Origin of the sequence: Enterococcus sp. AZ119 (assembly GCF_050546175.1) — a bacterium.
Lineage (GTDB): Bacteria > Bacillota > Bacilli > Lactobacillales > Enterococcaceae > Enterococcus > Enterococcus faecalis.
This window is the reverse complement of record NZ_CP172951.1, coordinates 2,574,772-2,594,920: the sequence shown is the minus strand read 5'-3', so window position 1 is coordinate 2,594,920 and position 20,149 is coordinate 2,574,772. Positions and strand designations below refer to the sequence as shown.

Here is a 20,149-nt window from a genome sequence, read left to right as displayed (position 1 = left end):
TTATTATGAAAAAAATACTAGCAATTATCGGTTCAAGAGATAAAAATAGTGAAACTCTAAGCATAGTAAATAGAATAAAAGAAACGGTTCAGGATTTGAATGCTTCTTTTGAGTTTGAAATTATTACTCCCTATGATTATAATCTAAATTTTTCCGATAGCCCTAGATTAGCGTTTATAAAAGGAGCAGATACAAATGAACAAGATGAAAGAGATGATTCTAAAAAAATAAAAGCAAAGATAGAAAATGCTTCACTTGTTATTCTAGCGAGTCCAACTTATTTTGCTAATGTATCTGCAGATATTAAACTTTTCATTGATCGTTTTTGTCATTTAGCACATTTGTTTTATTTTGCAAAAAAACCATGTATCACTGTGGTAACGTCAGATGGAAATGGTCATATTCAAACTTCCAACTATTTGAAATCTTTTTGTGATGGATTAGGAATGGTTAGAGTACAAGAAATTATATCAATAAGGAGTAATCCTATTTCTGAGAATGAAATAGAAGCATCTGTAAGAGAAGGACTAAAGTATATAAGTAATCCTCAAAAGATTTCACCTAATTTAAGTATGGAGATGTCGTTTCAACACTGGAAAAAATCTATTTCAAAACAGAATGAAACGTTGTCAGAATATAGGTATTGGGAGAATAGTGGGTTATTTTCATGTAATAGTTTAGAAGAATATTTCGATAGATATAGGTAAATACTCATGAAAAATATAAAAGTAGTTTATCAAAACGAGCATAGTGAATGTGGTATAGCAGTAGTAACAAGCATTTTAAACTTTTTTGGATCTAGAGTTACTATAAATGATTTACGTGATAAATATGGAAGTCCTAAAGGTGGTTTAACTTTTGGGAATATGAATTATATTATGAAAAAATTTGGTTTAATATATCATGGAATAAAAATAAATGATACTGACTATTTGAAAAATCAAAAAAAGCCAGTTATTCTTTTTTGGGATAATAACCATTTTGTAGTTTTTTATAAATATAAAAGAGGTCATTTCTATGTAATGGATCCAAAATTAGGAAAAGTTGTTTACACAAAACACGAATTTGAAGAACATTTCTCCTTATATGCGCTTGTGTTTAAAGAAATTAATTATAATGATGGAAAAAAAGAAATTAAAATAAATTTGAAAAACAAGACCAAAGAGTTAATTTGTAGTCTATTACGTAGTACAAAATCGATAATTATACTTATGATATTTGTAATTTTTTTATCTAAGATGTTATCATTGATAGTTCCTGTTTTGACTCAAAGGTTAATAGATAATTATCAGATATTAGCAAATTTGTCTTTAGCTACTTTAATAGGGGGAACGATTTTAATAGCAGGAATATATTACTTGATAACAGTCTCTTATAGTTTATTGTTAACGAAATTGCAACTTAGCTGGAGTAAAAAATTATCTAATAAATTTATGGAAAAAGTTTTTATAAAGTCGTTAAATTTTTTTGTGAACAGATCATCAGGTTCAATGATTTATAAAGCTAATTTAATCACTATGGTTCAGCAAATGCTTTCAAAAAATACAATCGAAAATATCATAGATTATTTATTTATGATTGTATATTTCATTTATTTAACTAATTATTCAAGTAAATTGACAATAATTACTATCATATTTTGTTTATTAATATTAATTAATTCCCTAACATATTCTAAAATAAATTATAAAATCAATGGAAGAGTTATAGAGTACCAAAGTGAAATTCAATCCTTGTATGTTGAAATATTTTCTGGAATGGAAACAATAAAATCCTTAGGAAAAGAGAAGGTTTTTTTTACAAGGTGGTCTAACATATTTAGTAACAGTTTGAAAAGTTTGAGTCAACAAGGAAAAGCAGCAGCATGGTTATCCGGAATTTCTACTACGCTACTTTTTACTTTACCTATTATTATTCTTTTTTTTGGTATACAGGAAGTTCAGGCGAACCAAATGTCTTTAGGTCAACTAATTGGTTTTACAACCTTGATAGCATATTTTATTGAACCATTTTCTACGATGATTGGTTCTATTTCTCAAATTTTAATTTTGAAATCATATCTTAACCAAATATCAGACGTCACAAACACAGATTTCTATAATGAAATTAATGGTAAAAAGAAGTTTGAAAGATTTGAAAATTTAAAAATGAATAATGTAAACTTTTCTTTTTCAGAATTCGAAAAGAATGTAATTTCAAGTGTGAATTTAGAAATAAAAAAAGGAGAGAAAGTTGCAATAGTTGGTAAAAGTGGAAGTGGAAAAAGTACACTCTTAAAACTAATTTGTGGATTGTTTATTCCTAGTGAAGGACAGGTTATTTATAATAATGAAGAAATATCTAGTTTTGATAAAAGTAGTTTGAGAAATAAAGTTGGATATGTAACACAAAGTTCAATAGTATTTGGTAATACGCTAGAGGAAAATTTGATGGTAGGTGACGAATCGCCTATTGTTGTTAAAGAAGTATTGACTGCTACAGGAATAAACGAACTGGTAGATAATGATATGCTCGGATTGAATACAATAATATCAGAAAATGGAATGAATCTTTCTGGAGGTCAAAAACAGAAGATTTCCATTGCAAGATGTTTATTAAAAAATCCAGATGTAATTATTATGGATGAACCGACTAGCTCATTAGATAATGTATCAGAAAAAAAAATAATGGATTATATTTTAAATAATTGTAAAACTAGTGTGATTGTGGCACATAGGTTGAATACAATAAAAAATATGGATAGGATAATTGTTTTAGATAAGGGTAGAGTTGTAGAGGAAGGTAATCACGAACAATTGTTAGAAATGCAAAAAGTATATTATTCTTTATATAATGAGATGTAATGCTTGAGATACTCTTTAGAGGATAGGGCAGATAACAGAATAAATGCTGTTGCTGCAGTCTATAAGGATGAAAGCAAAGACTTGATTAGAGAAAGTAATACACATAGATGTGGCGTATGTGGAGAAGAAAAAACTTGTACAACTATTTTAGACTTTGATAATTTAATTAGAAAGAATATGCTTAATATTAAATATGATTATAAATTTAATCAATGTGTGGCATTGTATGATAGAAAAGAAGAATTTAATCTTGTTAAAAGAATGTAGTTTTGCCAAAGTAATCATCGAGTTTTATTATGTTCTTTGCTGTGCAATTAATTTATTTTGGTTACGAACATTAGTAACGAGTATTTAATATAATATAGTGAAGCTAATTTACTTAAAAGTTTGATATAAATTCCAATAAACAGTGTTTTTCAACTCTATAAAATTCAGGAACAGTCAACCAAGGCTTAAAAAAGCAGCAAACAAAAGAAAAGTCCCTTGTCAAACGTTAATTTTGCAAGGGATTTTTGATAGGAAACCATATCATTTTTTATGAAAATCAAGCTCTTTAGCAACTGGAAGATGTTGGTTTATAGGCGCTCCCCATCCATATCATGTTGGCTCTTTATTCCCACTCGACAATAACAACTGTTGGACACCACATGCTAATTTCTGTATGAATGTTTCAGAAATATATTTTGTTTTATATCTTGAAAATTCTATAAGCTGCTTCAAATAAACGTTTTACAGATTTAGAGGTAATCACTATCACTATTTTCTGTACAGATGTTCCGGGGTGCTCCTCCTATGTGTACTAACGATGTATTGACCGGGCCGTATTTTTTTAGTATAAAGTATGAATGGAGGTAGTTATATGTTTTGATCAACAACAACATTTAGAATTCTTGATGATGAAATTGACTTAAAAACCTTACGAAACGCAATGGAAATTTCCAAAGAGAAAAAAGAGATTGGTATTTCTCAAGAGCAAATGGAGAAGTTGTTGAATAGCGCTATAGAATTGGAAACTATCGAATACTGGCTAATATTTGTGATTCTAAAGTTGTGATACAAATATTTCCAATAGGTCATAAGGGCACCATTTATAAAGAATAATTTATTGTAGTGACAAAAATCTGAAAACAAAAAATAGTATGAAAAGAAAGGCTATAAACTTTTAAGTTTTGCATATAAACGAATCTATTTAACAAAGTATTCTATAAACTTGAATGAGTGAAGAAATTAAAACATACTAAGATTAGAGGGTAAATTCACCCGTCGATGAATTCACCCTCTAATCTTAGTATGTTTTTTTTGTTTGATTAATTATTGCTAATGTATTTACTGTTTGGGTGCTCGGTATCCTGCTGCTTCTGCTTCTTCAACAGTAGAGAACCAAGCTACTGGATTCGTAGTTCTATTATAATATCTACTTCCAGGTACATGATAAATTCCATTACGTGACCCTTTAATTAAGGCGTTACCGCTTGGTGCTTCCGCAGCAGCCGTCTCGACTTCCGCCGGCGCCTGTGCGGCTTGTTGCGCCTCTGCTTCAGCTTGCGCTTTTGCTGCCGCTTCGGCTTGTTCTTTTTGCGCTTTTTCAGCGGCTAGTTTCTGAGCTTCTGCTTCTTTTCGTTGTTTTTCTTTGTGGGCATCTAATTGAGTTTTAACAACGGCTACCCGTTTTGTTAAAGCTTGATTTGGGGAGTTTAAAGCGTCAATTTGTTTGACCGCTTCATTATAGTAAGCTTCATTGGTTGGTTCTTGTTCAGCTTTTTCAACAGCGGCAGTTGCACTGGCGACTAATTGTTCATTTTTTTCTTTTTCAGCGATAGCGGTTTGAACAGTCGTTAATCGTTGTTGAAATCCTTCTTTGCCAACTGGGGCAGCAGCTACTAATTTTTCAGCTGCTTGATAATCGCTTTTACTTTTAGATTTTTCAGCAGTTGTAACTGCTTCATCAACAGGTACTGCTTCTTTGATTTTTTCAAGGCGATCATTGTATTCCTCGTATTCTTGACTTAATGAAGATACTAAGGTTGCGGCTTCATCATAGTTTTTCTGAGAAGGTTGTTTTTCAGCGTAAGCTAAGGCTTTTTCTGTTTTGGCCAATTCTTGCTCAGAATCTGTGATGCTCGCAATAAATTCTTTTGACGGTGTGACTTCGACTGATTTTTCAACTTTGGTATCTTTCTTCTCAGCAACAAAAGTGATTTTTTGCGTTTTTTCATCGGACAGTTTTACTTTGTAAGCAAACGTTTTGTCTTTCGTTTTTACTTCCTTGCCATTGGTCGTTAGTTTGCTGTTGCCGTCGTATTCGCCTTTGATGGTGGCTGAGCCATTGGCATCGGTTTCAACACTCTCTGCATCAAGTGAAAGTGTCGGGGAAGAATCTGTCGTGGCAACCCCACCAATAAATAGAGCGGCACTTGCTAATGCGGCATAGCCATATTGTTTTTTCGGTTGTTTCTTAATTAATGCTTTGATAGTCAGTCCCCCGCTGACAAGTAACCCTAATAGACCCAAAAGTACTAATACTACACTCATTCATTTCTCTCCTTTCGATATAACGTTATTATACAATGTATTGTGAGGAAATGAACATTTTTTTCGTAATAATTAATAAATTTCCTGATAAAAAAATTATTTCCTGAAGCTCAAATTCTTTTGTAAAAATTTTGTTGTGCTAAAATGGAAAGTGAGTTTAACTACGTATGTTATTAGAGAAGGGGAAATCAATGAAAGCAGAAATCATTGCAGTCGGAACAGAATTATTACTGGGACAAGTAGTGAATACCAACGCCACCTTTTTATCAGAAGAGTTAGCTGCGCTAGGCATCGATGTTTACTATCAGACCGTTGTTGGCGATAACGGCGGCCGCTTAGAAACGCTACTAACAGAAGCAGAACAAAGAAGTGATTTAATTGTCCTTTGTGGAGGGCTAGGACCTACAGAAGACGATTTAACCAAGCAAGTTGTCGCACAACATCTCCATAAATCATTAGTAGAAGATCAAGAAGGATTGAACCGCTTGCACCAGTTTTTCCAACAGTCTAAGCGGCCAATGACGGAAAATAATCTACGACAAGTGTTAGCCATTGAAGGTGGACAAGTTCTTCAAAACCCGACAGGATTAGCGGTTGGTTCTTTCGTAACAGAAGGCACAACAAGCTATTTGCTCTTACCAGGGCCGCCCAATGAATTAATTCCGATGTTCCAACAAGCGGCACGACCTTTATTGATTGATGCGTTTCCACAAGAAGAACAATTGATTTCGAGAGTCTTGCGTTTTTATGGCATTGGTGAATCCCAGCTGGTGACCGAGATTCAATCGTTGATTGCGCACCAAACGAATCCAACCATTGCGCCTTATGCTAAGCCTAATGAAGTGACACTTCGTTTAACAGTTAAAACAAAAGACTTAGTAGCTGGCGAAGAATTATTAACAGCGACGGAAGAAAAGGTTTTAGCTAAAGTGGGAGACTATTTTTATGGGTATGGGGATGACAATAGTTTAGCCAAGGTAACAGTGGATTTGTTATTACAAAACGGACAAACCGTCACGGCTGCTGAGAGCCTCACCGCTGGCCTATTCCAAAGTACACTGGGGGAAATTGCGGGCGCTTCGAAGATTTTTAAGGGAGGCTTCGTGACGTATTCGCAAGAAACAAAAGAGAACTTTTTAGGAATTTCTCATGAACTTTTAGAAGAACATGGCACGGTAAGTGAAGCGTGTGCCAAAGAAATGGCAGAGAAAGCGCGTCAGTTAGCTAAATCTAACTATGGTTTATCATTTACTGGGGTCGCTGGTGACCCAATCGAAGGTCAACCGACAGGCACTGTTTGGATTGGGCTGGCGGAAGAAGGCCAACCAACCGTTGCAGAATGTTTCCATTTTAACCGTGACCGAAATTATATTAGACAGAGTGCGGTTATGCGAGGGTTAGATCTTTTGCGGCGCCGAATCATTAATAAAAAATAAATATGCGAATGTTTGTTCGGTTTTTTCTTGCTTTTTTGGTACAAAAGAGATATGATAGACCTACTAACAGGAAATGAAAAATAAGTTTATATAAATTAAAGGAGGATTATCCATTGGCAGATGATCGTAAAGTGGCTTTAGATGCCGCACTGAAAAAAATTGAAAAGAACTTTGGGAAAGGCTCTATTATGAAATTAGGCGAAAAAGCTGATCAAAAAATTTCAACTATCCCTAGTGGTTCTTTAGCGTTAGATGTTGCATTGGGCGTAGGTGGGTATCCACGTGGCCGAATTATTGAAGTATATGGTCCTGAGAGTTCAGGTAAAACAACTGTTTCTTTACACGCAATTGCAGAAGTGCAACGAAATGGTGGAACAGCCGCTTTTATCGATGCTGAGCATGCATTGGATCCTCAATATGCGGAGAAACTAGGCGTTAACATCGATGAATTACTTTTATCTCAACCAGATACGGGCGAGCAAGGCTTAGAGATTGCCGATGCCTTAGTTTCAAGTGGTGCGATTGACATCGTTGTTATCGACTCGGTTGCTGCGTTAGTTCCTCGTGCAGAGATTGATGGTGAGATGGGAGCGAGCCATGTCGGCTTACAAGCTCGACTAATGTCTCAAGCACTACGTAAATTATCAGGCTCAATTAATAAGACAAAAACAATTGCTATTTTCATTAACCAAATTCGTGAAAAAGTTGGCGTGATGTTCGGAAATCCTGAAACAACTCCTGGTGGACGTGCATTGAAATTCTACGCAACGGTTCGTCTAGAAGTCCGTCGTGCAGAACAGTTAAAACAAGGAACAGACATCGTCGGTAACCGCACAAAAATTAAAGTCGTTAAAAACAAAGTGGCGCCACCATTTAAAGTGGCAGAAGTTGATATCATGTATGGCCAAGGTATTTCCCAAGAAGGCGAATTACTAGATATGGCTGTGGAAAAAGACCTTATCAGCAAAAGTGGTGCTTGGTATGGCTACAAAGAAGAACGAATTGGCCAAGGCCGTGAAAATGCCAAACAATACATGGCGGATCATCCTGAAATGATGGCAGAAGTGTCTAAATTGGTCCGTGATGCATACGGCATCGGTGACGGTTCAACCATTACAGAAGAAGCAGAAGGTCAAGAAGAATTACCCTTAGACGAATAAATAACGAGTGAATACGACTCGTTAAGAAGAAGGACAACACTTACTGAACAGGACAGGTGTTGTCTTTTTTTGTTTAGAACTAAATTGTTAAATAGACTGTTGTCCATGTCCGAACCCATCCACATCAAGCAGCTTAGTCAAACAGCAGACTATGCGGCGTTTGTTCTAAAATTTAAACAATTCGTGACGGCGGAAACCTAAAAATGTGACGTTGTCTAATATTTGCTGCCCTTTCCAAAAGAAAGGGCTTTTTTAAGTTGACACCTTTCGCGACAAACATTAGAATAAAATTGTGTGTATGCACAAATATGCAAGTAGGCATATTGATAATTGATTTTAGTTTATCAAAAAACTACAAGATATGAATTAACAAAAAGATAGTATGGAGGTGGAAATATGGTTTTAAATATTCTCCTCGCTATCGTCGGTTTGATTGTCGGTCTTGGTTTAGGATTTGTTATTGCAAAGTCACGTCATGATAAAGCAATAAATGGTGCAAAAATTTCAGCGTCGAGTATTCTCGAGAACGCTCGGAAAGAATCAGAAACACTGAAAAAAGAAGCATTGCTAGAAGCTAAGGAAGAGAACCAGAAGTATCGTTCAGAAATTGAAAGTGAGTTGAAAGAAAGCAGATTAGAACTTAAATCTCAAGAAAATCGTTTAATTCAACGGGAACAAACGTTGGATCGTAAAGATGACTCTCTTGAAAAACGTGAAGGCTCACTGGAAGAAAAAGAAGAGAAACTTGGTGCTAGACAGCAATTAATTGATGAGCGAGAAAAAGAAGTAGAAAACTTAATTAATCAGCAACATCAAGAATTAGAACGAATTGCTTCCCTTTCAAAAGAAGAAGCAAAATCGATTATTATGAAGTCAACAGAAGAAGAGTTGAATCATGAACTAACCTTGATGGTCAAGGAGTCAGAACAACGTGCCAAAGAAGAATCTGATCGCAAAGCGAAGAACTTGCTTTCCCTAGCAATTCAACGTTGCGCCGCCGATTCTGTTTCTGAAACAACTGTTTCCGTGGTCACTTTACCAAATGATGAGATGAAAGGTCGCATTATTGGTCGTGAAGGACGTAATATTCGTACATTGGAAACATTAACAGGGATTGACTTAATCATTGATGATACGCCAGAAGCGGTTGTGTTATCCGGATTTGATCCAATCAGACGAGAAATCGCTCGAATGACCTTGGAAAAATTAATCCAAGATGGTCGGATTCATCCCGCTCGTATCGAAGAAATGGTAGAAAAATCACGTAAAGAAATGGATGAACGGATTCGTGAATACGGAGAACAAGTAGCCTTTGAAGTAGGTGCTCATACGTTACATCCTGATTTAATTAAAATTTTAGGCCGTTTACGTTTCAGAACAAGTTATGGTCAAAATGTCTTGAACCACTCAATCGAAGTAGCAAAACTGGCTGGCGTTTTAGCCGCCGAATTAGGCGAAGATGTTCAATTAGCCAAACGTGCAGGTTTACTACATGATATTGGGAAAGCATTGGATCATGAAATTGAAGGTTCTCACGTTGAGATTGGCGCAGAATTAGCTGCGAAATATAAAGAAAATTCAGTAGTTATTAATGCCATTGCCTCGCATCATGGTGATGTGGAAGCAACCTCAGTTATTTCTGTTTTAGTGGCAGCCGCAGATGCGTTATCTGCAGCCCGTCCAGGTGCACGTAGTGAATCGTTAGAAAACTACATTCGCCGCTTAGAAAACTTAGAAAATATTTCTAATAGTTTTGAAGGCGTTGATTCAAGTTTTGCTGTTCAAGCAGGACGTGAAGTTCGTGTCATGGTGAAACCAGAAGAAATTTCTGATTTAGAATCTGTTCGTTTAGTTCGAGACATTCGGAAGAAAATTGAAGATGACTTGGATTATCCAGGACATATCAAAGTAACGGTTATCCGTGAAACACGTGCCGTTGACTATGCGAAATAAAATAAAAAGCGAATAAGTATCGCGTGTAGTGTCTCAACGAACAATTGCAAGGATTGTTCGTTGAGACACTTTTTTTAATCTTTTAAAACCAAAACTTTCTTTTCAAAGCGAAAACAACTATAATAAACAAGAGATGTTAAAAAGAGAAGAGGAACCTTTTTGCGTATATTATTTATAGGAGATGTTGTCGGTTCTTTAGGAAGAGAAGCCTTAGCAACGTATGTCCCTAAATTAAAGAAAAAATATCGTCCACAAGTGACCATTGCCAATGGTGAAAATGCGGCATCTGGTCGGGGAATTACTGGCAAGATTTATAAGAAATTTTTGCAAGATGGTGTCGATGTTGTTACGATGGGTAACCATACGTGGGACAACAAGGATATCTTTGAATTCATTGATGATGCGAAGAAAATGGTTCGTCCAGCGAACTTTCCAGAAGATGTGCCTGGTCAAGGAATGGTTTTTGTGAAAGTCAATCAATTGGAACTAGCGGTGATTAATTTACAGGCCCGCACATTTATGGTGCCATTGGAAGATCCTTTCAAGAAAGCCGCCGAGTTAGTAGCTATCGCTCGCAAACGGACACCGCTCATTTTTGTGGATTTTCATGGCGAAACGACGAGTGAAAAACAAGCCATGAGCTGGTTTTTAGATGGCCAAGTTTCAGCCGTTGTTGGAACACATACGCATGTTCAAACAAATGATGCTCGGATTTTACCGAAAGGGACAGCCTTCTTAAGTGATGTCGGTATGACCGGTCCTTATGATGGGATTCTAGGAATGAAGCGTGAACCGATTATTGAGAAGTTTATGACAGCATTGCCGAAGCGCTTTGAGGTAGTCGAAACAGGGCGGACAATTTTATCTGCCTGTATTTTAGAGATTGATGACCAAACGGGCCAAGCGAAGATGATTGAGCCGATTCAGATTAGTGAAGATCGCCCGTTTCAAGAATAATAGAAGAAAAGTTAATCTCGGATCATTAAGAGGTTAACTTTTTCTGCTCTTATAGAAAAAGTGCCGGTGAAAGATGAAGGTGAAAAAATGGAGCCGTTGAATTTAGATGCACAAAGTAATAAAGAATTAGAAAAATTGTTACATTTAATTGGACAAGATGAAGTCATTCAGCGCTACCAAGCGATTGAAGAAAAGGTAAAGAAAAACAAAAAGCTGACAGAATTAGTGGAAGAAATTAAAGCTGCGCAAAAAGATGCGGTTCAATTTGCTCACTATGGCAAACCAACTGCTGAAAAAGAAGCCATTCAACGAGCTGATGCGAAAACAAAAGAATTTGATGAGCACCCACTCGTTGTAGCCTACCGCGAACAACTGATCGAAGCCAATGACTTAGTCCAACATGTCACGGCGCTCATTCAATACCGCGTGAACGAAGAGCTAGAGAAGGAAGGGAATTAAATGCCACAAAAGACAAAAAATACACCCATGATGGAACAATATTTATCCATTAAGGCCCAATACAAGGATGCGTTTTTATTTTATCGCTTAGGTGATTTTTATGAATTATTTTATGAAGATGCTATCAATGCAGCGCAAATCTTAGAATTGACGTTAACCAGTCGTAACCGCAATGCGGATGATCCGATTCCTATGTGTGGCGTTCCTTATCATGCCGCGCAAGGCTACATTGATACGTTGATTGAGCAAGGCTATAAAGTAGCGATTTGTGAGCAAGTGGAAGATCCAAAGACTACCAAGGGCATGGTCAAACGAGAAGTGGTCCAGTTGGTAACGCCAGGAACGGTGATGAATAGTAAAGGCTTGGAAGCCAAAGACAATAATTACTTAACCGCTGTGCTAACAGATGGTAATCAGTTCGGTTTTGCCTATGTAGATTTGAGTACAGGCGAATTAAAAACAGCAGTCTTGGCTGATGAAGAGGGCGTTTTAAACGAAGCTTCTGCGTTGCAAACAAAAGAAATGGTCCTAGGTTCAGGGATTCCTGAATCGTTAAAAGAGAACTTAAGTTTACGTTTAAACATCATCTTTTCGACACAAGAAACGGTGGAAGAAAATGCCGAGTTTAGTTTTTTAACCAATGAACTGATTAATCCATTAGAAATTGAAATTACAGGCAAGTTATTATCTTATTTATCCGTTACCCAAAAGCGGAGCTTGTCCCATATTCAGAAAGCTGTGGAATATCAGCCAGATCATTTCTTGAAAATGGATCATTATTCTAAATTCAATTTAGAATTGAGTCAGTCGATTCGAACAGGACAGAAAAAAGGGACTCTTTTGTGGCTATTAGATGAAACGAAAACAGCTATGGGCGGCCGTTTGTTGAAACAATGGTTGGATCGTCCACTGATTCAGGAACGTCAAATTAAGACGCGTCAAGAAATGGTGCAATCCTTATTAAATTCCTATTTTGAACGCTTGGATTTGCAAGCAGCATTGACGAACGTGTATGATTTAGAGCGGTTAGCAGGACGCGTGGCATTCGGCAGTGTGAATGGGCGTGATTTAATTCAATTACGGACCTCTTTAGAACAAGTACCAACGATTCGACAGTTAATTGTCGGGATCAATCAAGGGGAATGGGATGATTTGTTAGTCGACTTAAACCCCGTTGAAGATTTAGTGGAATTGATTGCGACGGCGATTAATGAAGAAGCCCCTTTACAAATTACTGAAGGAAACGTTATTAAGGACGGCTATAACGACCAATTAGATGAATACCGTGATGCCATGCGCAATGGTAAGCAATGGTTAGCGGAGTTAGAAGCGAAAGAACGCCAAGAAACAGGGATTAAAAACTTGAAGATTGGTTACAATCGGGTCTTTGGTTATTTCATTGAAATCACTAAGTCAAATTTAGCGAATTTAGAAGAAGGAAAATACGAGCGTAAGCAAACATTAGCCAATGCGGAGCGCTTTATTACGCCAGAGCTAAAAGAATTAGAACGTTTAATCTTAGAAGCCGAAGAAAAATCAGTTGAACTAGAATATCAATTGTTCTTGGCCGTGAGAGAACAAGTGAAAACGAACATTGATCGGTTGCAAACACTGGCTAAAACCATTAGTGCGGTTGATGTTTTACAATCTTTTGCAACAATTAGTGAACGGTATCAATACGTTCGACCAACGTTAAGAAGTAACACGAAAAATTTGGCGATTGTCGAAGGACGACACCCAGTCGTGGAAAAAGTTTTAGGGCATCAAGAATACATTCCAAACAGTATCCGCATGAACCCAGAAACAGATATTCTCTTGATTACTGGACCAAACATGTCAGGGAAAAGTACCTACATGCGTCAATTGGCTTTGACGGTGGTCATGGCGCAAATTGGCTGTTTTGTACCAGCGGAAAGTGCTGAAATGCCAATTTTCGATCAAATTTTTACACGGATTGGGGCCTCTGATGATCTAATTGCAGGGCAAAGTACCTTTATGGTAGAAATGATGGAAGCCAACCAAGCACTGCGGCACGCCACACCTAACAGCCTAATTTTATTTGATGAATTAGGACGCGGCACGGCAACCTATGATGGAATGGCGCTAGCGCAAGCCATCATTGAATATATCCATCGTGAAGTACAAGCTAAAACGCTATTCTCTACACATTATCATGAACTAACTGTTCTAGATGAAACCTTAAAAGGCTTGAAGAATATTCACGTGGGCGCTGTCGAAAAAGATGGCGAAGTGGTCTTTCTTCATAAAATGATGGAAGGACCTGCTGATAAGAGCTATGGGATACATGTTGCTAAAATCGCTGGTTTACCAAGCCCGCTTTTAGAACGAGCAGCCACCATTTTATCCGCTTTAGAAGCGGAAGAAACAACGATTCCAAGTTCAGTTCATCATGAAGAAGTTTCAGAAGTCCATGAAGAAACCGAGCAACTTTCATTATTTAAAGAAGTTTCAACAGAAGAATTAAGTGTCATTGACACATTGAAGAAAATGAATCTATTAGAAATGACACCACTAGATGCGTTAAACATGCTTCATCAATTGCAAAAACGTATCTAATTAGGAACCAAACCGGTTAGGAGGTCGTGAAATGGGGAAAATTCAAGAACTATCCGAACAACTAGCCAACCAGATTGCTGCTGGTGAAGTTGTTGAACGTCCCGCTTCTGTCGTCAAAGAATTGGTGGAAAATGCACTGGATGCAGGAAGCACCCAAATTGATATTTTTATTGAAGAAGCTGGCTTGAAAACCATTCAAATTATTGATAATGGTGAAGGAATTGCCAAAGAAGATGTACTGAATGCCTTCAAACGCCATGCCACAAGCAAAATTCATACAAGAGATGATTTGTTCCGAATTCGCAGCTTGGGGTTCCGAGGCGAAGCCTTACCAAGTATTGCCTCAGTTTCTGAAATGATTGTCGAAACTGCCACAGCTGAGGAAGAAGAAGGCAGCTATGTGATTCTAAAAGGGGGCAAGGTCGAAGAAAACCGACCAGCAGCCCTCCGTAAAGGCACAAAAATGACCGTTTCTAATTTATTTTATAATACGCCTGCTCGTTTGAAATACGTCAAAACGATCCAAACGGAATTGGCCAATATCGGTGACATTGTCAATCGTCTGGCGTTAAGCCACCCTAAAGTCGCTTTTCGCTTAGTTCATGACGGCCACAAAATGATGAGTACAACAGGCAATGGTGATTTAAAACAAACGATTGCCGGGATTTATGGCATTAGTACCGCAAAGAAAATGTTGAAAATTGAAGGAAAAGACCTTGATTTTACTTTGACAGGGTATGTTTCATTGCCAGAAGTCACACGGGCCAGCCGCAACTATTTATCAACGATTATCAATGGTCGTTATATTAAAAATTTCGCGTTAAATAAAGCAATTGTAGCCGGCTATGGTTCGAAACTAATGGTGGGGCGTTTTCCAATTGCTGTGTTAGAAATTGAAATGGATCCGCTGTTAGTCGATGTCAATGTCCATCCTACTAAGCAAGAAGTTCGTTTAAGTAAAGAAAAAGATTTAATGACATTAATTGAACAGGCGATTCAAGAAGTGTTGAGCCAAGAACAGTTGATTCCCAATGCGGCAGACAATTTGCGTTTTAAAAAGAAACTACCGCCAGAACCTAAAGCCGAACAAATGGAAATTCCTTTATCGACTGAACAACCTGCGGTAAAACAACGACCGGGCAGCTTAAGCTATAATCCCGCAACGGGTCGCTTCTATGCGGAACATGCGACAGACGAAACACCAGCCTCAAGCGCCCCTGAAGCTGTCAACCAGACAGAAAGAGCAGTGGACCCAATGGACGATCCATTTGCGCCGCCAGTGCCAGAATCAACGAGTGTAGCGGAAGAAACGTCAGCTTACGAAACCTCTTCGGCAGCTGCTGATTCCGCAAATCATTGGGAAACAGCTAGTAATGAGCAACAGATAATAGCCGAAGAAACGAAAATAACTGAAGTATCTGATTCAGAACCTTCTCTGCGTTCATCAGAGGCTGCTGACGAGGTTTTCCAAGAAAAAATGAAACTTCACCCAGAATTCGATGCCAATAGCGCTGCGAGTCAAAGAGAACTGAAACAAGCCCTGAACAAGTTGGAAGAAGAACGACCGACAGAGCGTTTTCCTGAGCTAGAATACTTCGGTCAAATGCACGGAACTTATTTATTCGCACAAAGCAAAGATGGCCTGTTTATTATCGACCAACACGCTGCCCAAGAACGAATTAAATACGAGTACTTCCGTGAAAAAATTGGCGAAGTCAGTGATGATTTACAAGAACTATTGGTACCAATCGTTATTGATTATCCAAATAGCGATGCCTTGAAAATTAAAGAGCAGAAAGAAACCCTTGCGGAAGTTGGCATCCATTTGGAAGACTTTGGACAAAATAGTTTCATTGTGCGGGCGCACCCAACTTGGTATCCTGCAGGCGAAGAGGAAAGCATTGTTCGCGAGATGATTGACATGTTGCTAACAACTGGCTCGGTCAGCGTGAAAAAATTCCGTGAAGCAACTGCCATTATGATGAGCTGTAAGCGATCCATCAAAGCCAATCATTACCTCAATGAGCAACAAGCACGCGTGCTATTAAAAGATTTAGCCTTGTGCGAAAATCCGTTTAATTGTCCACATGGACGTCCGGTGCTGATTCATTTTACGAATTCAGATATGGAACGAATGTTTAAACGCATTCAAGACCCCCATTAAAAAGAAACGAGGCGTCATCAATTTATGCAAATTATTTTAGCATCCCAATCTCCTCGCCGTCAGGAGTTATTAAAGCGTGTGGTTCCAACTTTTACGATTGCACCAGCCGACATCGATGAAACTGTTGGCAAAGACGGCTTACCAGCAGAATATGTGGCGCAAATGGCTACCCAAAAAGCAGCGGCTATAGCAGAACAATCCCCCGAAGCACTAGTCATTGGCTGCGATACAATTGTGGCATTGGCGGGAGAAATCCTCGGCAAACCGACTTCTCGGGAAGACGGTTATCGCATGTTGCGCCTCCTAAGTGGCAAAACACATGACGTGTATACAAGTGTGACGTTGAAACAAGGGGAAAAAGAGCGCTCCGCGACAGTTCATTCAACCGTGACGTTTTATCCACTGACAGACACGGAAATCCATGCGTACTTAGACACCGCAGAATATGCCGACAAAGCAGGCGCTTATGGTATCCAAGGACAAGGAGCATTACTAATTGAAGCAATCGCTGGCGATTATTACGCCATTATGGGTTTACCAATTGCCAAAGTAGCTCGACTACTAAAAGAATTCAACTAATAAAAGACAGTCCTTTTCATTCGTCAAAAAGAGAAAGGACTGTCTTTTACTATGCAAACTATTAGGTGCCTGTTTGGCAAACGTGGTATCATTGAACCCAATAAATTGAACAGAAGAAAAGGAGTGGACAGAATGACAAAACCAACAGAAGAATTAAAACAAACCTTGACGGATCTTCAATATGCCGTCACACAAGAAAACGCAACAGAACGCCCTTTTTCAGGAGAATATGATGACTTTTACCAAGACGGAATCTATGTAGACATTGTTAGTGGCGAACCGTTGTTTAGCTCCCTGGACAAATACGATGCTGGTTGCGGCTGGCCATCCTTTACCAAACCAATTGAAAAACGTGGCGTCAAAGAAAAAGCTGATTTTAGTCACGGCATGCACCGAGTAGAAGTTCGCAGTCAAGAAGCGGATTCACATTTAGGGCATGTTTTCACTGATGGCCCACTCCAAGAAGGCGGCTTACGTTATTGCATTAATGCGGCAGCTTTGAGATTTGTGCCAGTGGCAGATTTAGAAAAAGAAGGCTATGGCGAGTACCTTTCTTTATTCAAATAATCCTCATTTTTTAGACAAATACGATAAAATAGTTAGAAGAAAGCGACTTTTGATGAATATCTTGTATGAAATACAGAAAATCTCTTGATTTATTTGGCTAGGACTACTATTATTTTAGAAGGAAAGTATTGTTCAGTTTTAACGAATTGGCTGAAATAGAAAGTGGAGGTTCTAATGTCGAAACATTATTTTGATCCAAGATTGAAAATCTTTTCTTTGAACTCTAATCGTCCCTTAGCAGAAAAAATTGCGGATGCTGTGGGTGTGGAGCTAGGAAAGTGCTCTGTAACACAATTTAGTGATGGCGAAATTCAAGTGAATATTGAAGAAAGTATTCGTGGTGCACATGTTTACGTCATTCAATCAACAAGTAGCCCTGTTAACGATAACTTAATGGAACTATTAATCATGATTGATGCGTTAAAACGTGCGAGTGCTAAAACAATTAACGTGGTTATGCCTTATTATGGGTATGCACGTCAAGACCGTAAAGCACGTGCCCGGGAACCAATCACTGCTAAACTTGTTGCAAACATGATTGAAAAAGCTGGTGCAACAAGAATGTTGACATTGGACTTACATGCGGTCCAAATTCAAGGATTCTTTGATATTCCAGTGGATCATTTGATGGGTGCACCATTAATTGCCGATTACTTCATCGAACACGGCATTCAAGGCGATGACGTCGTTGTTGTTTCCCCTGACCATGGTGGTGTAACGCGTGCGCGTAAATTGGCAGAATTCTTAAAAGCACCAATTGCGATCATTGACAAACGTCGTCCAAAAGCGAACGTAGCAGAAGTAATGAATATCATTGGTCATGTGGAAGGCAAAACATGTGTCTTAATTGATGACATGATTGACACAGCGGGGACAATTTCTCTTGCTGCAAACGCATTGAAAGAAGCCGGAGCAAAAGACGTTTACGCTTCTTGTACACATCCCGTTTTATCAGGACCAGCCTTACAACGTATTGAAGATTCAGCAATTGAACGCTTAGTTGTAACAGACTCTATTTACCTATCTGATGATCGTAAAATTGCTAAAATTGACGAAGTCAGCGTTGGTGAATTAATCGGAGATGCGATTAAACGTATCCACGAAAACAAACCAGTTAGTCCGTTATTTGAAACAAAAAATAAATAATTATAAAACCCGCCCACATCATTTTTCTGATGTGGGCGGGTTTTTCTCTAAATCATTTTATCTAAAAATATATTGTAACCTGAATATTTATTAGGCATTCATGATATACGATAAGTGTAGAGTAGTTAAGGCGGAGGCAAGCGCAAAGGAACATGCGCTTTGCGACGAGCATCGCAACAAAGTGAGAAGCGTAGGAGCAGAGACTTTCCTCTTTCGGTGAGGTGGTGCGTATGAGCGTACTTCCAAAATTTACGGAAAGGAGAGGCCTTTTGTCAGCATATGAAACAATTCAGACGATCCTAGGGTTTGGTATGTTTACCATTGCTTTGATTGCACTGATTGTGAAATTGCTTAAAAATGACAATAAAAAATAACCGTCTACTTTGACCAGTACGGTTATTTTTAAATAATACAATCGGTCACCGTCTTAAACGGCTCTACATCAGAGAGGTATGTTGAAGCATATCTCTCTTTTCGTTTTCATTATAGCACATTTCCCTAAAAAAATATATTTGAAACTAATTATTTTTTAGTTTTGCATGGTATAATCTAAGTGTAGAGAAGTTAACACGGTGGCTATCTAATCTGAAAGTGAGGTGGTGCGTATGAGCGTACTTCCAAAATTTACAGAAAGGAGAGGCCTGTTGTCAGCATATGAAACAATTCAGACGATCCTAGGGTTTGGTATGTTTACCATTGCTTTGATTGCGCTGATTGTGAAATTGCTTAAAAATGACAATAAAAAATAACCGTTTACTTTGATCGAGTGCGGTTATTTTTTGTAACAAAATCGGTCACCGTCTTAAACGGCTCTACATCAGAGAGGTATGTTGACGCATATCTCTCTTTTCGTTTTCATTATAGCACATTTTCCCGAAAAGTACGAATAAATTTAGCGTTAATCCGTGAAATTATAAAAGCTGTTAAAAATGACAATAAAAAATAACCGTCAACTTTGATCAAGTACGGTTATTTTTAATTAATCCAAAAGGTCACCGTCTCAAACGGCTCTACACTAGAGAGGTATGTTGACGCATCTCTCTCTTTTCATTTACATTCTAGCATAGATACAATGTAGATGAAAAGAGGTGCTTGCTGCTAAAGGTTCTTGTCCTTCTTTAGCGATTGAGCAGTGCATCAACGCTTAGTTCAGTCATTTCAGAGACTTGCATGTCGGCTCCGATTAAGGGTTGGCTGGCCGACAAGCCGACGGCATAGATGCCCGCGGCTTTCAAGCCGTCAATGCCTGATTGTGCATCTTCAAAGCCAATGGCGTTTTGCGGTAGCACGCCAATACTGTCAGCGGCGGCTAAAAAGATTTCAGGATCAGGTTTGCCTTTGCTTAACGAGTCGGGATCGACAATTGTGGCGAAGTACGCGCGCACGCCTAATTTTTCCAAAATCAGGGGCGCGTTTTTTGAAGCCGAAGCCACGGCACAGGGAATGTGACGTGCTTGGGCTTGCTGTAGCAATGGCACGACACCAGGTAAAACATCTTCTGTCGTTAAATGTTCTAATAATTGAACGTAGTGGTCATTTTTTTGCTGAGCTAAGGCTTCTTTTTCTGCTGGAGTAAACGCATTTTCACGGTGGCCATGAGCTAAAATGCGGTCCAAGGAATCCATCCGACTAATGCCTTTTAATGTTTCGTTGAAGGTTTCGTCAATGGAAATGCCTAGCGAATCGGCCAACGCTTTCCAAGCTTGATAATGAAATTTGGCGGTGTCTGTAATGACACCATCCAAATCAAAAATAAATCCAATCGTCATTGTGGTT

General features: G+C 38.2%; 17 protein-coding genes and 2 pseudogenes. 17 read left to right on the top strand and 2 right to left on the bottom strand.

All coding sequences use genetic code 11. The annotated features are described in order from the left end of the window. Nucleotides 1-5: 5 nt before the first annotated feature. The 5 genes and pseudogenes from IGL37_RS12565 to IGL37_RS12545 all read left to right on the top strand — a co-directional run. A complete protein-coding gene (locus IGL37_RS12565) occupies nucleotides 6-707 on the top strand; it encodes a flavodoxin family protein (RefSeq protein WP_010710868.1) in 702 nt (233 codons plus the stop codon). A 6-nt stretch (nucleotides 708-713) separates the two neighbouring features. Next, complete coding sequence (locus IGL37_RS12560; protein ID WP_430598799.1) at nucleotides 714-2,843, top strand: peptidase domain-containing ABC transporter; 2,130 nt, start codon at nucleotides 714-716, stop codon at nucleotides 2,841-2,843. 3 nt (nucleotides 2,844-2,846) lie between these two features. Then, nucleotides 2,847-3,110, top strand: coding sequence for a hypothetical protein (locus IGL37_RS12555; RefSeq protein ID WP_002396818.1), 264 nt, complete (start codon nucleotides 2,847-2,849; stop codon nucleotides 3,108-3,110). Between the two features lie 622 nt (nucleotides 3,111-3,732). Continuing rightward, nucleotides 3,733-3,837, top strand: a pseudogene (locus IGL37_RS12550) (type II toxin-antitoxin system RelB family antitoxin); the annotation flags it as partial. 2 nt (nucleotides 3,838-3,839) lie between these two features. Further along, nucleotides 3,840-3,944 (top strand): annotated as a pseudogene (locus IGL37_RS12545) (type II toxin-antitoxin system RelE family toxin); the annotation flags it as partial. A 225-nt stretch (nucleotides 3,945-4,169) separates the two neighbouring features. On the opposite strand, the gene IGL37_RS12540 reads toward IGL37_RS12545, so the two are convergent. Next, on the bottom strand, nucleotides 4,170-5,375 hold the full coding sequence (locus tag IGL37_RS12540) for a hypothetical protein (protein WP_281517333.1): 1,206 nt from the start codon (nucleotides 5,373-5,375) through the stop codon (nucleotides 4,170-4,172). A 191-nt stretch (nucleotides 5,376-5,566) separates the two neighbouring features. On the opposite strand from IGL37_RS12540, the gene IGL37_RS12535 reads away from it, so the two are divergent. From IGL37_RS12535 to pepG1 (IGL37_RS12480), 12 genes are all read left to right on the top strand, one after another. Beyond that, nucleotides 5,567-6,811, top strand: coding sequence for a competence/damage-inducible protein A (locus IGL37_RS12535; RefSeq protein WP_010710870.1), 1,245 nt, complete (start codon nucleotides 5,567-5,569; stop codon nucleotides 6,809-6,811). 113 nt (nucleotides 6,812-6,924) lie between these two features. Continuing rightward, the gene (gene recA / locus IGL37_RS12530) at nucleotides 6,925-7,971 is read left to right on the top strand and encodes a recombinase RecA (RefSeq protein ID WP_002354860.1); all 1,047 of its coding nucleotides are present in this window, start codon (nucleotides 6,925-6,927) and stop codon (nucleotides 7,969-7,971) included. 396 nt (nucleotides 7,972-8,367) lie between these two features. After that, the gene (gene rny, locus IGL37_RS12525; RefSeq protein WP_375371594.1) at nucleotides 8,368-9,924 is read left to right on the top strand and encodes a ribonuclease Y; all 1,557 of its coding nucleotides are present in this window, start codon (nucleotides 8,368-8,370) and stop codon (nucleotides 9,922-9,924) included. A 159-nt stretch (nucleotides 9,925-10,083) separates the two neighbouring features. After that, nucleotides 10,084-10,881, top strand: a complete 798-nt coding sequence (locus IGL37_RS12520; protein ID WP_002354864.1) for a TIGR00282 family metallophosphoesterase — start codon at nucleotides 10,084-10,086, stop codon at nucleotides 10,879-10,881. Between the two features lie 87 nt (nucleotides 10,882-10,968). Beyond that, the gene (locus tag IGL37_RS12515) at nucleotides 10,969-11,340 is read left to right on the top strand and encodes a RicAFT regulatory complex protein RicA family protein (RefSeq protein WP_002354866.1); all 372 of its coding nucleotides are present in this window, start codon (nucleotides 10,969-10,971) and stop codon (nucleotides 11,338-11,340) included. After that, entirely contained in the window at nucleotides 11,341-13,917 is a 2,577-nt protein-coding gene (gene mutS / locus IGL37_RS12510; protein WP_002380978.1) for a DNA mismatch repair protein MutS, read from the top strand. It begins immediately after the preceding gene. A 31-nt stretch (nucleotides 13,918-13,948) separates the two neighbouring features. Beyond that, nucleotides 13,949-16,081, top strand: a complete 2,133-nt coding sequence (mutL, locus tag IGL37_RS12505; protein WP_033918109.1) for a DNA mismatch repair endonuclease MutL — start codon at nucleotides 13,949-13,951, stop codon at nucleotides 16,079-16,081. A 24-nt stretch (nucleotides 16,082-16,105) separates the two neighbouring features. Then, a complete protein-coding gene (locus tag IGL37_RS12500) occupies nucleotides 16,106-16,660 on the top strand; it encodes a Maf family protein (RefSeq protein ID WP_002396824.1) in 555 nt (184 codons plus the stop codon). Between the two features lie 132 nt (nucleotides 16,661-16,792). Continuing rightward, on the top strand, nucleotides 16,793-17,227 hold the full coding sequence (gene msrB / locus IGL37_RS12495) for a peptide-methionine (R)-S-oxide reductase MsrB (RefSeq protein ID WP_033918108.1): 435 nt from the start codon (nucleotides 16,793-16,795) through the stop codon (nucleotides 17,225-17,227). Nucleotides 17,228-17,401: 174 nt separating this feature from the next. Continuing rightward, on the top strand, nucleotides 17,402-18,373 hold the full coding sequence (locus IGL37_RS12490) for a ribose-phosphate diphosphokinase (protein WP_002381060.1): 972 nt from the start codon (nucleotides 17,402-17,404) through the stop codon (nucleotides 18,371-18,373). A gap of 230 nt (nucleotides 18,374-18,603) precedes the next feature. Further along, entirely contained in the window at nucleotides 18,604-18,747 is a 144-nt protein-coding gene (gene pepG1, locus IGL37_RS12485) for a type I toxin-antitoxin system toxin PepG1 (RefSeq protein WP_002392696.1), read from the top strand. Between the two features lie 231 nt (nucleotides 18,748-18,978). After that, nucleotides 18,979-19,122: a type I toxin-antitoxin system toxin PepG1 gene (gene pepG1, locus IGL37_RS12480; protein WP_002392696.1), complete on the top strand. Its 144-nt coding sequence runs from the start codon at nucleotides 18,979-18,981 to the stop codon at nucleotides 19,120-19,122. 369 nt (nucleotides 19,123-19,491) lie between these two features. Here pepG1 (IGL37_RS12480) and pgmB read toward each other — a convergent pair whose 3' ends face one another. After that, on the bottom strand, nucleotides 19,492-20,142 hold the full coding sequence (gene pgmB / locus IGL37_RS12475) for a beta-phosphoglucomutase (RefSeq protein WP_002354875.1): 651 nt from the start codon (nucleotides 20,140-20,142) through the stop codon (nucleotides 19,492-19,494). Nucleotides 20,143-20,149: the final 7 nt, after the last annotated feature.

What these genes read in the sequence shown, in the direction of transcription:
- IGL37_RS12560 (WP_430598799.1), top strand. Translation starts at nt 714, where the DNA reads ATGAAAAATATAAAAGTAGTTTATCAAAACGAGCATAGTGAATGTGGT.
- IGL37_RS12540 (WP_281517333.1), bottom strand. Translation starts at nt 5,375, where the DNA reads ATGAGTGTAGTATTAGTACTTTTGGGTCTATTAGGGTTACTTGTCAGC.
- mutS (WP_002380978.1), top strand. Translation starts at nt 11,341, where the DNA reads ATGCCACAAAAGACAAAAAATACACCCATGATGGAACAATATTTATCC.
- pgmB (WP_002354875.1), bottom strand. Translation starts at nt 20,142, where the DNA reads ATGACGATTGGATTTATTTTTGATTTGGATGGTGTCATTACAGACACC.
- IGL37_RS12515 (WP_002354866.1), top strand. Translation starts at nt 10,969, where the DNA reads ATGGAGCCGTTGAATTTAGATGCACAAAGTAATAAAGAATTAGAAAAA.
- mutL (WP_033918109.1), top strand. Translation starts at nt 13,949, where the DNA reads ATGGGGAAAATTCAAGAACTATCCGAACAACTAGCCAACCAGATTGCT.
- IGL37_RS12490 (WP_002381060.1), top strand. Translation starts at nt 17,402, where the DNA reads ATGTCGAAACATTATTTTGATCCAAGATTGAAAATCTTTTCTTTGAAC.
- msrB (WP_033918108.1), top strand. Translation starts at nt 16,793, where the DNA reads ATGACAAAACCAACAGAAGAATTAAAACAAACCTTGACGGATCTTCAA.
- pepG1 (WP_002392696.1), top strand. Translation starts at nt 18,604, where the DNA reads ATGAGCGTACTTCCAAAATTTACGGAAAGGAGAGGCCTTTTGTCAGCA.
- IGL37_RS12535 (WP_010710870.1), top strand. Translation starts at nt 5,567, where the DNA reads ATGAAAGCAGAAATCATTGCAGTCGGAACAGAATTATTACTGGGACAA.
- IGL37_RS12565 (WP_010710868.1), top strand. Translation starts at nt 6, where the DNA reads ATGAAAAAAATACTAGCAATTATCGGTTCAAGAGATAAAAATAGTGAA.
- IGL37_RS12500 (WP_002396824.1), top strand. Translation starts at nt 16,106, where the DNA reads ATGCAAATTATTTTAGCATCCCAATCTCCTCGCCGTCAGGAGTTATTA.
- pepG1 (WP_002392696.1), top strand. Translation starts at nt 18,979, where the DNA reads ATGAGCGTACTTCCAAAATTTACAGAAAGGAGAGGCCTGTTGTCAGCA.
- rny (WP_375371594.1), top strand. Translation starts at nt 8,368, where the DNA reads ATGGTTTTAAATATTCTCCTCGCTATCGTCGGTTTGATTGTCGGTCTT.